The sequence below is a fragment of the Moritella viscosa genome, from assembly GCF_900120065.1.
GTDB lineage: Bacteria > Pseudomonadota > Gammaproteobacteria > Enterobacterales > Moritellaceae > Moritella > Moritella viscosa.
The window spans coordinates 28,667-42,713 of sequence record NZ_FPLG01000052.1; the positions used below are offsets into that span (position 1 = coordinate 28,667).

The following is a 14,047-nucleotide window of genomic DNA, read 5'->3' on the forward strand; positions in this document are numbered from 1 at the left end:
GTAAAGTTTATTCCAATTGTATAGCTCCTTTTATCTTAGCTAAACAATGTCATCTTCAAGCATGAAATAAGTGCGAATAATCTGTTTATTCGTTGTGAAACGGGTTACTCGCACTTTTAAAATATAACACCACTCAAACAAGTCGTGGTAATAGATATCTATTAAGGTTCTTGACGTGTACTTGCTAATACGATCTCACGGATACATACATCTTGTGGTTGTGCGTAAGCAAATTCAATTGAACGTGCTACATCACCAGGTGTAAGTATATTACCCATCGTTAATTTCCACTCTTCGTAGCCCGCTTTAATGTCTTCTGAAGTTGTATGTGATAACAATTCAGTTTCAACAGCACCTGGGGCGATAGTAATTACACGCACATCAGACGTTGCCACTTCTTCACGAACATTTTCAGTAATAGCGTGTACCGCAAATTTAGTACCACAATAAGCAGCATGCGCACCAAATGTCTTGCGACCTGCAACTGAACTAATATTAATAATAGTACCAGTATTACGGGCTTTCATTGGCGCAAGAACTGCTTGCATGCCGTTTAATAATGCGATCACATTAATATCGAACATGGTTTTGAATTCTTCAGCAGGTTGGGTATCAATTTGACCTAATAACATCATACCAGCATTGTTAATCAATAGATCTGTTGGACCGTATAATGCTTCAGCTTTAGCAAGTGCAGCGTGGAATTCGGCGTGAACCGTTAAGTCTACTTTTTCACATAAACAGTTTGGTAAATCTAGCGATTCTAGCTTTTCAACACGACGAGCAACTAATAATAACGGGTGACCAGCGGCGCTTAAACGCTTCGCTGTAGCTTCACCAATACCTGAACTTGCACCTGTGATCACGACTAATTTTTTCATCATCATATACTCTCTATTTTTGATTATATTCATACCCAAAAACGAATATCTCAATGTTAGATCTAAGCGCTTCTGAGTGGATGAAAGAGAGTATATAGAAATGATTATTGTTGATATATACACAATAAAGAACATAACTATTACGTATTAAGCTACAATAAAAAAGTTTATTTTTATTCACTTAATCAATACAGGCATAATATGCAAAGTAACTCTTCTCTTGCTGATATACGCGCTTTTGTAACTATTGCTGAACAAGGAAGCTTTACCAAAGCCGCTGAAGTTCTACAGTCATCTCGCGCCCATGTATCACGTCAACTCGCACAGCTAGAGCACCAGTTAGGTGTGCAATTGATTATCCGCACAACTCGAGCACAGCGTCTTACTCCTGTTGGTGAACAATTCTTTCAGCAATGTCTTGGCTCGCTGCAAACGATTAACCAAGCCGTGATAGCAGCCAAAAATGATACAGAACAATTAAAAGGCTGCATTTGTATTAACTGTGTTGGCGGGGTAATTGGTGAGGATATCTTAACGAAAATTATCAGCGAGTTTAATTTACAGTACCCTAATATTGAAGTTGAGCTCGACTTTAGTAGTCCTCGTGTAGATTTGATTGCAGAAGCTTTTGATTTGGTCGTGCGCATGGGGGAGTTAGAAGATTCAGGATTGGTCGCTAGAAAGCTCACTGACATAAAAGTACAGGTGTTAGCCAGTCCTGATTACCTTGCCAAGCACGCTGTTATAGCTCATCCAAAAGATTTAGAACAACATAACTGCTTAACCGGCAGTATCAAGCGCTGGCGCTTCCATCAAAAATCACTTCAACACAATAATGCACCAATACACGAAGTAGAGATACACGCGAAGGGTAACTTTAGTTGTAAGAGTGGTCGTGCATTAATTAACGCCGCTAAGAATGGTAATGGTATTGTGCGATTACCCGAGCTGTATTGCGACACTGAGATTAAGGAAAATACCTTAGCCCCTGCTTTAATATCAGCATCGCATGAAGAACAATGGCACTCACCGAATGTACCGCTGTTTCTGCTGTATCATCGCAATCGTTATCAACCCGTACGATTAAAAGTATTAATTGATTTTATTTATCATAAATTTAAAACCATTTAACATTAGTATAAAGATCACTATCCTTAAAGCTGTGTCCGCTGATGTAAAGTGAAGGTATCACTAACGCTATTTATTTCAGTAACTAGCGTCGTTTATCATTATCTCACCAGTATCAACGTTATAATCCATCGTTAATGCTTTCTGTCCGCGTTGGATAAAATGTAACGCTCGATAAATACAAATAGTCGGGTTTACGCTATAGGTATAGGCAATATTAACATTTGCTGAAGCTAAATCACTATCAGCAACATATGCAATAGTTAGCGATGTTTGAGTTAATCCTGTCCACAGCTCTTCACAAGCTGTAAAAGGGAGAGTTGATGCGCCTGATGTAGAATAAGGATATCCAGTAGCAGTAGAACTTACATCACCATCACCAAAACCAGCTAGACTTTCAACTGCACCACTGTTCCCCTGAGCCAACCAGCCGCTGTGATATAATTTTACCGCACTTTCAAATGCACCAAACTGCCCTTTAAGCACCGAGCGATTCGCATCGTCTTGCAGATTAATAAATTTAGGTATTGCCGTTGCCGCTAATATACCTAACACAATAATGACAATAACTAATTCAATTAATGTAAAACCATTCATTCGACGTTTCATTGTTATCCTCAATTCCCATGTTTATTTCAACTATCACATCTAATAAGTCGTAAGTATATTTAAAGCATAACGAAAACAAAACTAGATACTACATAAAAAACTAAAGCTAGAGTAAATAATTAAAAGCCCATATATTTTTACTATATTAAGCTTAATGGTGAGTATTTAATACAATTAAAGCTCGAAAAGGAACACAAAGCAACATCCAACTTCGATATCGAGCATTGATGATTAAGATCAATTCATAAAAACCCAGCTAGTTCATACTTATAAGTAGTTAATTGACCTGAATATATGGATGAATTATGGGAAAGATAACCCGTTTCAATACCGAAGTATTGATCATTGGTGGTGGCGCGACTGGCACCAGTATTATGCGCGATTGCGCATTACGTGGCATAACATGCATACTGCTTGATAAAGGTGATATCGCCTCAGGTACAACAGGCCGTAATCATGGCTTATTACATTCCGGTGCGCGTTACGCAGTCACTGACAGCGAGTCTGCACGAGAATGTATTCAAGAAAACAAGATCCTCAAAGCTATCGCGAGTCACTGTATCGAAGACACTAGCGGGTTATTTATTACCTTACCAGAAGATGATCTAGATTTTCAACGTACCTTCATTGACGCGTGCAGTAGCGCTGGTATCGACACACAAAGACTCACCCCACAACAAGCTATCGACCTTGAACCGAATGTAAACCGAAGTCTACTCGGCGCAGTCAAAGTCCCTGATGGCACCCTTGACCCATTTCGTTTATGTGCATCGAATGTATTAGATGCAAAAAACCATGGTGCAAAACTGCTTACCTATTCGATGGTAAAATCCTTAATCCGCATTGGCGATCGTATCATTGGCGCAAAATGTATTAATACTCGAACCAATGAACGGTTTGAAGTATATGCCCAAGAAGTTATCAATGCAGCGGGAATTTGGGGTAAAAACATTTGCCACTACGCAGAACTAAACGTGCAAATGTTACCAGCTAAAGGATCATTATTAGTATTCGAACACCGCATTAATGATCTGGTTATCAACCGTTGCCGTAAACCTGCCGATGCCGATATTTTAGTGCCCGGCGATTCAATTTCGTTAATTGGCACCACTTCTGAAGAAATTGATTACAAAGATATCGATGCCCTAAAAACCAGTGAGAGAGAAGTAAATATCTTAATTGAAGAAGGGGCAAAACTGGCACCAATACTCGCAAAAACCCGAGTTTTACGGGCTTATGCTGGTGTTCGTCCCCTCGTTGATGTGGGAGGTGGTGATGGCCGAAACATCAGCCGTGGTATCGTATTATTAGACCATGAACAACGCGATGGTTTAGCTGGGTTTAACAGTATCCTTGGTGGTAAGTTAATGACAAGCCGCTTAATGGCTGAAATGACCACCGATCTTATTGCCAGTAAACTTGGAAATACCAGCGGTTGTACAACCCATTTACAGTCACTACCCGGTTCTGTTGCTAATAAAAAGAGTAAACCTCAAAAAACAGTCTTCACAACCAAAGCAGCCACCCACCGTCACGGTGAAAATGCAGTTGCCACATTTGACCAAAGCACCAAAGGTAAATCCATTGTCTGTGAATGTGAAATGGTGTCAGTTGGTGAGATTGAATACGCCATCAAACAACTCGATGTCACCAACTTAGTTGATTTAAGGAGACGTACCCGCCTCGGGATGGGGTCGTGTCAGGGTGAACAGTGTACCTATCGTGCTTCCAGCCTATTTTGTGATTTTGCCAACTGTAGCGGTCATGAATCAAGTAAATTATTAATGCAGTTTTTTGAAGAACGCTGGAAAGGCATTAAGCCGGTGTTATTTGGTGATGCACTACGAGAAGCCGAGTTTACCTATTGGCTGTATGAAGGACTTTTCGGCGCAACAGACATTAACAAGCTAGGCGAAAAACAAGAAGATAAGGAATATTATGAAATTTGATAGCATCATTATTGGCGGTGGTATTGCGGGCTATACCGCGGGATTACGCAGCCTCGAAGCTGGATTAAAAACAGCTATCATTTCAAATGGTCAAAGCGCCCTGCACTTTTCATCAGGCTCTATCGACCTACTTTCGCATACGCCAACGGGCAAGGCCATTCGTAATCCTGCTGCGATATTTGACAAGTTTACCGATGAGTTTCCTAGCCATCCTTATAGCAAGGTAGGTAAAAACACCGTATTTGAATCGCTTGAATGGTATAAAAACTTGCTCACCAAGGCTGGAATTTCATTACTGCAGCAAGACAATGGTGACAATCATCTGCGTATCACCCCACTAGGCACATTAAAATCGACCTGGTTATCGCAACCTTATGTGCAGCAGCTACCAATGCGCCTAACGGAACATACCATCACGCGAATTGTAGTCGTACAAATTAATGATTTCCGCGATTTCAATGCCAAAATGATGACGGATAATTTGATCCAAACACCTGAATTTAAAGACGTGGAAATAAGTAATACCAGCATTTCGATTGATGGATTCTCAGGACTGAAACGTAATGCTTGTGAACTGCGTTCGATTGATATTGCCCGTATCTTAAGTAACGAAAGTGAGGTTGAAGCGTTAGCAACTAAGCTAAAGGCTATCGCAACATCTAATGACTTGGTGATCATCCCCGCAATTACAGGTAATGGTATGGGGCTGTCTGTCCTTAACAAATTACATGCATTAACCAACCTGAACTTTCATGAAGTGCCGACTATGCCACCTTCAATGCTAGGGGTCCGCCTTGAAGAAACAATGACTGATTTATTCATCAAGCGCGGGGGAATGCTGTTAAAAGGCGATCAAGTCACTCATGGTGATATGGCAGAAAATAACGACGAGTTAACCCTTAAGCGCGTTTACACCCGTAACTTAGAAACCATGCCATTAACCGCAGACAACTATATTTTCGCATCCGGTAGTTTCTTTAATAAGGGGTTAATTGGCCACCATAACAAATTGCAAGAACCTGTTTTTGATTTGGACATGAACAACCTTGATGCACGTAATACATGGTACAACCCACAATTTTTTGCTTGCAATTCACAGCCATTTTTATCACTGGGGATCAAAACTAATCCCATATTCAATCCAATGTTAAAAGGTAAAGTCATCACGAATCTATTTTGCGCAGGTTCTAATTTAGGCGGATATGATCCTATCGCTGAAGGCTCTGGTAGTGGTGTTGCGATTAGTACCGCCTATCACGCCGTAAACCAGTTATTGCAACAACATATAGTGAATAGCGGTTCACAACAACCAACCAGCAACAGCTTTGCATAAGGGGACAAATATAATGGACTTAGCATCAACACGTTTTGAAAAATGCATCAAGTGTACTATTTGTACCGTATACTGCCCAGTTGCCAAAGCCAATCCGAATTATCCAGGACCAAAAGAATCAGGCCCTGATGGTGAACGATTAAGAATAAAAAGCCCAGAGTATTACGATGAAGCATTAAAGCTTTGCACTAACTGTAAGCGCTGTGAAACGGCTTGTCCGTCCAACGTTAATGTCGGTGATATTATTGCGGTTGCACGCGGTAGATTTGAGAAGAAAAAGCTTAATCCCAAATTAATGCGTGATTACATTTTAAGTCACACAGATTTATTCGGTACATTATCTACACCTGTAGCCCCCTTGGTGAACAAGATCACGGATTCGAAAATTATCAAAACCATCATGGATAAAACCGTGGCGATTGATAAGCACAAATCTTTACCTAAATATTCATTTGGTTCATTTAGACATTGGTATAAAAAACAAGCCAATACACAAGCCCAGTTTGAACGCCAGATCAGTTATTTCCATGGCTGTTATGTTAACTACAACCATCCGCAACTTGGGAAAGATTTAGTTAAAGTATTAAATGCCATAAATATCGGTGTTAAATTATTGAAGAAAGAAAAATGCTGTGGTGTGCCATTAATCGCGAATGGTTTTCATGACAAAGCCCGTAAAAATGCAGAGTTTAATGTTAAACACATGACCGAAGCTGTCGAACAGTTTAATACCCCTATTCTATCAACATCATCAACTTGCTCGTTGACCTTAAAACAAGAATACCCACATGTATTAAAAGTCGATAACAGCAAGATTTCCAATAAGCTTGAATTCATCACGCCATTTTTATTACGCGAGTTTATGAATGGCAATATGCCAGAATTAAAACCCGTAAATAAAACGATTGTCTACCATACACCTTGTCATTTAGAGCGCAGTGGTTTGGCTATATTCACTATCGAATTGTTACGCACTATTCCCGGCTTAAACGTTATTGTGCTCAACAGTGAATGCTGTGGTTCGGCAGGTACTTATGGTTTTAAAAAAGAAAACTACGAGGTATCGATGAAAATAGGGAAAGGCTTATTTGAACAGATTAAACAGGCGAATGCTGACTTTGCTATTACCGATTGTGAAACCTGCAAATGGCAAATTGACGAAAACACGGACTTAGAAACTATCCATCCGGTGAGTTTATTAGCGCAGTGTTTACCTGAATAGTCATTAAAAGGACGTCTTTGTCAAATAGGCGTCCAATAATTATCATATCAAATGCTCAGCCTAAAAATAAAAAACCATGGTTATATAACCTTATAACTTAGCACGTTATAACCATTATATTTTCTAATCCTAACGATGAAAAAACTTCGCTATAAATATTATTGTAGAGCGTTATAATTCACTTTAAACAAGGAGGGAGGTAACATAATAATCTCTCATCTGAATTATTAGATAAACTAATTAAAAAGGTAGATGTTATGACAATTCAAACAATAATGACAAAAATCATAGCTGCTTATCGGCGTTCATTTGTAGAATTATATAATCGCGATAATAAATTATGATGATAATATCTGTCAATAACGAAGCAATAAATAAAGCAAAGCGTTACTGACAGATGCATTAACGATTAATCGTTAAATGAACGTACAATCCAAGCGCGGAACGTGCGGCCTTTCAATTTACCTTTACCAATTTTCTGTACCGCCGCTTTAGCAACTTTAGTGTCAACAGCAACGTACGCACAGTGATCAAACAGTTGGATTTTACCAACTAGCTTGCCATCAATACCGTCTTTACCTGTTAATGCCCCTAAAATATCACCTGCACGTACTTTCTGTTTTTTACCACCATCAATACGGATACATTCCATCGGAGGTGTCATTGGCGATTCATTTAAAACACTTTCTGATGGTAGGGCTTCTGCCGTTATCATACCAAAACGATCTTCTAATAATGCAACTTGATATGCTTCTTTATCATCAAATATAGTACAAGCAATACCTTTACTACCCGCACGACCTGTACGGCCAATACGGTGAACGTGTACTTCGCTGTCATGCGCAACTTGGAAGTTAATCACAGCATCTAGAGAGTCAATATCCAGACCACGTGATGCAACGTCAGTCGCTACCATGATAGAAATACTCTTATTAGAAAAACGCACTAACGCTTGGTCGCGATCACGTTGTTCTAAGTCACCGTGCAGTGCAATGATACTAAAACCAAAATGGCCTAATTCATCAGCAACATCTTGCACATCTTTCTTGGTATTACAGAAGATAACCGTTGATTCAGGTTTATGCTGTAGTAATAATCCACGAACGGCATCTAAACGTTCGCCAAAGTTTTTCACTTTATAGAAATGCTGTTTGATTGAGCTATCATCATGCGTTGCTGCAACTTCAACCATTTCAGGATTGTTCATGATTTTAGATGCTATCGCTTGGATTTTTTTCGGGAACGTTGCACTGAATAATAATGTTTGACGATCACTTGGTGCTTTCTCTACGATTGCGTCAAGTGCGTCTTGGAAACCCATTTCTAGCATACGATCAGCTTCATCCAGCACAAATGTTGTTAGATTATCTAATCGTAACGTGCCTTTGTTTAAGTGATCTAATACGCGACCTGGCGTACCAACAATAATGTGAGCGCCATGTTCTAATGAACCAATTTGTGGGCCAAATGGCATACCACCACACAGCGTTAATACCTTAATGTTGTGAATAGCGCGTGCAAGTTTACGAATTTCTTTCGCGACTTGGTCTGCTAATTCACGTGTAGGACAAAGTACTAACGTTTGAATACGGAAACGCTCAACGTCTAAACGCTGAAGTAAACCTAAACCAAAAGCAGCTGTTTTACCTGAACCTGTTTTACCTTGGCCAATTACATCTTTACCTTCAAGGATACTCGGTAAACTTTGTGCTTGGATAGGTGTCATTTCGGCATAACCGAGAGACTCAAGATTAGAGACAAGCTCTGGACGTAAATTTAGAGAAGAAAAATCAGTTTGGCTCACAGGCATACCTTTAATGGTTATAATAGATAAAACAAAAAGGGCAAGCTCCGAAGAACATGCCCTTTATACTTAAACTTTTTGATTCATCATCAATCCATTTAAGTTAACAATCTTAGTAACTGTTAATTCAGAAGAATTAAAGTACTACGATGTTTTCTGCTTGAGGACCTTTTTGGCCGTCAGTAACGTTGAATTCAACTTTTTGGTTTTCTAAAAGTGTACGGAAACCGTCACTTTCGATAGCGCTGAAGTGAGCGAACACGTCAGGACCGTTATCTTGTTGAATGAAACCGAAACCTTTAGTTTCGTTGAACCATTTTACTGTACCAGTAATTTTAGACATAATAGTAATCCTATTTATCGAGTAATTTAAGTGGCATAAAGCCGGTGTTGCTGGAAGTGTTACTACTTACTTATGATAAAACAGGACGAGGTACTAAAAAAACTTCGAAATGGAATTCATTCATAAAACTAACCTTAAAGCTGCGGCTAATTATATAGACTTCAGGTTTAGTGTCAACAGCCTTATTCCCTATTAATACATCAGACCGACTATAATTATCCTGTTTGCACTTAGTCGGCCTATCATGTACCCTGCAGCACCGCTGTTATACTAAACACTAGCCCATAACTAGCAACTACATAAATAAAGAGACACTATATGAGTTTTACCGACCTCGGTTTATCCGCACCAATCCTAAAAGCTGTAGCAGAAAAAGGCTACGACACACCATCGGCAATTCAAGCGCAAGCAATACCAGCTGTACTGTCAGGTAGGGATGTAATGGCTGCGGCACAAACAGGGACAGGTAAAACAGCTGGTTTTACTCTACCTATTTTAGAAAAATTAAGCCAAGGCCCACGTCCACGTGCCAATCAAGCACGTACATTAATCTTAACGCCGACACGTGAACTAGCAGCACAGATTGCAGAAAACGTTGAAGTTTATAGCAAGCACTTACGTTTAACATCAACAGTTGTATTTGGTGGTGTTAAAATTAACCCACAAATGGCGCGTTTACGTCGTGGTGTTGATATCTTAGTTGCAACACCTGGCCGTTTATTAGATTTATATAATCAAAACGCTATTCGCTTTCACCAATTAGAAATTTTGGTATTAGATGAAGCCGATCGCATGCTTGATATGGGTTTCTTACGTGATATCCGTAAAATCCTTGCGGTGCTACCACAAAAACGTCAAAACTTATTATTCTCAGCAACCTTTTCTGATGACATCCGCCAACTTGCTAAAGGCTTAATCAACGATCCCGTTGAGATTTCAGTGACACCACGTAATGCGGCAGCGAAATCTGTTGAACAATGGATGCACCCGGTTGATAAAAAGAAAAAACACTTACTATTAACACAGCTAATTAAAAATGAAAATTGGCAACAAGTGTTAGTATTTACAAAAACGAAGCACGGCGCGAACAAATTAACAAAACACTTAGAAGAACAAGGTATCTCTGCTGCTGCGATTCACGGTAACAAGAGTCAAAGTGCACGTACAAAAGCACTCGCCAACTTCAAATCAGGTGAAGTAAGAGCTCTTATCGCTACAGATATTGCTGCACGTGGAATCGATATTGAACAACTACCACAAGTCGTTAACTTTGAACTACCAAACGTAGCAGAAGATTATGTTCACCGTATTGGTCGTACAGGTCGTGCTGGCGCTGAAGGTACTGCGATTTCATTAGTTTGCCATGACGAACTAAAAGAACTTATCGCAATTGAACAGTTAACACAGAAACATCTGGATCGTATTGTTATTGAAGGCTTTGCACCTACTGATTCATTTCCAACAACACCTGGGATTCGCCCACCAAAAGCGAAAAAACCAAAGAAACCTCAAGCGCCAAAAATGGACCACCAAGACGGTCAACGTTCTGGGGAAAATTCCCGAGGCCACAAACCTGCGAGTAAAAACCGCCGTCACACTGGCCCGCGTAGTGAAACAAGTGCAACAGCAAACAAAGGCAACCGCCGTCGTCCAGCTAGTTCTGCGAATAAATAAAAGTAGCAACTGCACTAAATAATATCCTAGTACATTGCCTTTGCAAATAAGGCAATGTACTTCAATTGATAACAACATCTTGCTATTCTAAATTAACAACCCCCAACTCTGTCGACCCTAATTACTTTACATTTATTTAATCATTTATTTAATCATTTATCCTAAGTTAACATTATTATTTACGCCCTTATTTGTTAGAATATTCACTCTTCATTAAAGAGCGGAAAGTAAATGAAATTACAACCAATAGACAAAGTTCGTTATCGTAAACACTTAAATATGGCGAGTGTTGTCGCAACAGCCGTGTTAATCGCGTTTGCATTATTTTATGGCCAAGTCTTAATTCATTTTTTTGCCGGGCCAGACGAGAATAATTTTAAACTAAACTTAGCTGGCGTGATCCTTGGTGTTATTAGCTTATTGGTCGTATTTAACCTTATCCGCCGCCATTCTTATTTAGTTGAAGTCATGTATGTCTGGGACCTAAAGCAAGAAAACAATAAAATTTACCGCAAACTTCATCATATAAAAACAGCCTTAAGTGACAGTGGCAATACCAATATAGATGCAATCACTATCCTAAATTACTATTATTCCGCATCGAAACAACAGTACAATTTAGACAACAATACATTAACGATGGAAGGTTTAATGGCTGATATAGCAATATTAGATAATCTTATAGCAGAAAATAACTTAACCATTACTCTTGATGACTACAATTCAAGCTTGTTAAAGCAGTTTTAAATCACATTTTTAATGGCATATCAAAAACAGACTCGACTATAATTACGCCTATTTTTAGAAAAAAAACACAACATTTTCGCCACTTATTAGGTTTTTACAGCCTTAATACGAATTTATTATATCTAAATGAAAAAAAACACCGTAAATGCCGTCTAATCGTCAGCTAGTTCTTTTTTGTTCTCAAAAAAACGTGATATACTCCGCGCGAATCTTTAAATAAATAAATTATAGAGAACATAATGGCAGATTTATCAAAATACAGAAATATCGGGATCTTCGCTCACGTTGATGCTGGTAAAACAACAACAACTGAACGTATCTTAAAACTTACTGGTCAAATTCACAAAACTGGTGAAGTACATGATGGTGAGTCAACTACAGATTTCATGGAACAGGAAGCTGAGCGCGGTATTACTATTCAGTCAGCAGCTGTAACTTGTTTCTGGAAAGATCACCGTTTTAACGTTATTGATACTCCTGGACACGTTGACTTCACAGTAGAAGTTTACCGTTCACTTAAAGTTCTTGACGGCGGTATCGGTGTATTCTGTGGTTCTGGTGGTGTTGAACCACAATCAGAAACTAACTGGCGTTATGCGAATGACTCAGAAGTTGCTCGTATCATCTTCGTAAACAAATTAGACCGTATGGGTGCTGATTTTTATCGCGTTGTTAAGCAAACTCAAGACGTACTAGATGCTAATCCACTAGTTATGGTTCTACCAATCGGTATCGAAGATGATTTCGTTGGTGTTGTTGACCTTCTTACTCGTCAAGCATATGTTTGGGATGAAACTGGTCTTCCAGAAAACTACGAAATTCAAGATGTTCCTGCGGACATGGTTGAGAAAGTAGAAGAATACCGTGAAATGCTAATCGAAACTGCTGTAGAGCAAGACGATGACCTAATGGAAGCTTACATGGAAGGTACAGAACCTTCTATCGAAGACATCAAACGTTGTATCCGTAAAGGTACACGTACAATGGACTTCTTCCCAACTTACTGTGGTTCAGCATTTAAGAACAAAGGTATGCAGCTAATTCTTGACGCTGTTGTTGATTACCTACCTTGTCCAACTGACGTAGATCCTCAGCCGCTTACAGATGAAGAAGGCGAGGCTACTGGTGAAGTTGCACTTGTTTCAACTGAAGAAACTTTTAAAGCGTTAGCATTTAAAATTTCAGACGACCGTTTTGGTGCCCTTACTTTCATCCGTATCTACTCTGGTACGTTGAAAAAAGGTGATACGATCCTTAATGCTGCTACAGGTAAAACTGAGCGTGTTGGTCGTATGTGTGAAATGCAAGCCGATGAGCGTAAAGAACTAACATCAGCACAAGCTGGTGACATTCTTGCTATCGTAGGTATGAAAGGTAACGTTCAAACAGGTCACACTTTATGTGATCCTAAAGATCCTATCATCCTAGAAGCGATGGTATTCCCAGAACCAGTAATCTCTATCTCTGTAACTCCTAAAGATAAAGGTTCAACTGAGAAAATGGGTATTGCGATCGGTAAAATGGTTGCTGAAGATCCAACGTTTAAAGTTGAAACTGACCAAGATTCAGGCGAAACAATCCTTTCAGGTATGGGTGAACTTCACCTAGACATTAAGGTTGATATCCTTAAGCGTACATACGGCGTTGAACTAGTTGTTGGTGCTCCTCAGGTTGCTTACCGTGAAACTATTACTCAAGCAATTGAAGATAGCTACACACATAAGAAACAGTCTGGTGGTAGTGGTCAATTCGGTAAAATCGATTACCGTATCAAGCCAGGTGAACCAGGTTCAGGTTTCGTATTCACATCATCTGTTGTTGGTGGTAACGTTCCTAAAGAATTCTTCCCTGCTGTTGAGAAAGGCTTCAAGAGCTTGATGGACACAGGTGTTCTAGCTGGCTTCCCAGTACTAGACGTTGAAATCGAACTATACGATGGTGGCTTCCACGCAGTGGATTCATCAGCAGTAGCATTCGAACTTGCTGCACGTGGTGCATTCCGTCAGTCTATCCCTAAAGCTGGCGCACAGTTAATCGAACCTATCATGAAAGTTGACGTATTCACGCCAGACGATCATGTTGGTGACGTAATTGGTGATCTTAACCGTCGTCGTGGTATGATCGCAGGTCAAGATGCTGGCGCAACTGGTGTTCGTATTAAAGCTGACGTACCTCTTTCAGAAATGTTTGGTTACATCGGTTCACTACGTACTATGACATCTGGTCGTGGTCAGTTCTCTATGGAGTTCTCACACTACAACCCTTGTCCAGCTAACGTAGCTGAAGGCGTTATCGCTAAAGTTAAAGAAGAAAACGCTAAAAAATAAGTAATTATTTTTAGTTAATCTTCCTAACCT

The 14,047-nt window shown here is 39.6% G+C and carries 11 protein-coding genes; 7 read left to right on the plus strand and 4 right to left on the minus strand.

Going from position 1 to position 14,047, the window contains the following annotated elements:
• Positions 1-161 precede the first annotated feature (161 nt).
• Positions 162-881 carry an SDR family oxidoreductase gene (locus BT797_RS07945; RefSeq protein WP_075471636.1) on the minus strand — a complete coding sequence of 240 codons (720 nt, stop codon included), beginning with the start codon at positions 879-881 and terminating at the stop codon, positions 162-164.
• Between the two features lie 201 nt (positions 882-1,082).
• Here BT797_RS07945 and BT797_RS07950 point away from each other — a divergent pair, with 201 nt between their 5' ends.
• Positions 1,083-2,012, plus strand: coding sequence for a LysR family transcriptional regulator (locus BT797_RS07950; RefSeq protein WP_045111319.1), 930 nt, complete (start codon positions 1,083-1,085; stop codon positions 2,010-2,012).
• A 75-nt stretch (positions 2,013-2,087) separates the two neighbouring features.
• Here BT797_RS07950 and BT797_RS07955 read toward each other — a convergent pair whose 3' ends face one another.
• Entirely contained in the window at positions 2,088-2,618 is a 531-nt protein-coding gene (locus BT797_RS07955) for a type II secretion system protein (RefSeq protein ID WP_045111320.1), read from the minus strand.
• A gap of 305 nt (positions 2,619-2,923) precedes the next feature.
• Here BT797_RS07955 and glpA point away from each other — a divergent pair, with 305 nt between their 5' ends.
• From glpA to glpC, 3 genes are read left to right on the plus strand one after another with little or no spacing between them, the layout of a single operon-like run.
• The gene (gene glpA, locus BT797_RS07960; RefSeq protein ID WP_075471606.1) at positions 2,924-4,567 is read left to right on the plus strand and encodes an anaerobic glycerol-3-phosphate dehydrogenase subunit A; all 1,644 of its coding nucleotides are present in this window, start codon (positions 2,924-2,926) and stop codon (positions 4,565-4,567) included.
• Positions 4,557-5,900: a glycerol-3-phosphate dehydrogenase subunit GlpB gene (glpB, locus tag BT797_RS07965; RefSeq protein WP_045111322.1), complete on the plus strand. Its 1,344-nt coding sequence runs from the start codon at positions 4,557-4,559 to the stop codon at positions 5,898-5,900. The genes glpA and glpB overlap by 11 nt, the downstream gene beginning before the upstream one ends.
• A gap of 13 nt (positions 5,901-5,913) precedes the next feature.
• On the plus strand, positions 5,914-7,122 hold the full coding sequence (gene glpC, locus BT797_RS07970) for an anaerobic glycerol-3-phosphate dehydrogenase subunit GlpC (RefSeq protein WP_045111323.1): 1,209 nt from the start codon (positions 5,914-5,916) through the stop codon (positions 7,120-7,122).
• A gap of 409 nt (positions 7,123-7,531) precedes the next feature.
• Here glpC and dbpA read toward each other — a convergent pair whose 3' ends face one another.
• Both dbpA and cspE read right to left on the minus strand, forming a co-directional pair.
• Entirely contained in the window at positions 7,532-8,926 is a 1,395-nt protein-coding gene (gene dbpA, locus BT797_RS07975; RefSeq protein ID WP_045111324.1) for an ATP-dependent RNA helicase DbpA, read from the minus strand.
• Between the two features lie 136 nt (positions 8,927-9,062).
• Positions 9,063-9,269: a transcription antiterminator/RNA stability regulator CspE gene (gene cspE, locus BT797_RS07980; protein WP_045111325.1), complete on the minus strand. Its 207-nt coding sequence runs from the start codon at positions 9,267-9,269 to the stop codon at positions 9,063-9,065.
• A 318-nt stretch (positions 9,270-9,587) separates the two neighbouring features.
• Between cspE and BT797_RS07985 the strand changes: the two genes are divergently transcribed.
• The 3 genes from BT797_RS07985 to fusA all read left to right on the plus strand — a co-directional run bounded on the left by BT797_RS07985 (position 9,588) and on the right by fusA (position 14,017).
• On the plus strand, positions 9,588-10,943 hold the full coding sequence (locus BT797_RS07985) for a DEAD/DEAH box helicase (protein ID WP_045111326.1): 1,356 nt from the start codon (positions 9,588-9,590) through the stop codon (positions 10,941-10,943).
• A gap of 231 nt (positions 10,944-11,174) precedes the next feature.
• Positions 11,175-11,690, plus strand: coding sequence for a DUF3087 family protein (locus BT797_RS07990; protein WP_045111327.1), 516 nt, complete (start codon positions 11,175-11,177; stop codon positions 11,688-11,690).
• A 239-nt stretch (positions 11,691-11,929) separates the two neighbouring features.
• Positions 11,930-14,017: an elongation factor G gene (gene fusA / locus BT797_RS07995; protein WP_045111328.1), complete on the plus strand. Its 2,088-nt coding sequence runs from the start codon at positions 11,930-11,932 to the stop codon at positions 14,015-14,017.
• Positions 14,018-14,047 lie beyond the last annotated feature (30 nt).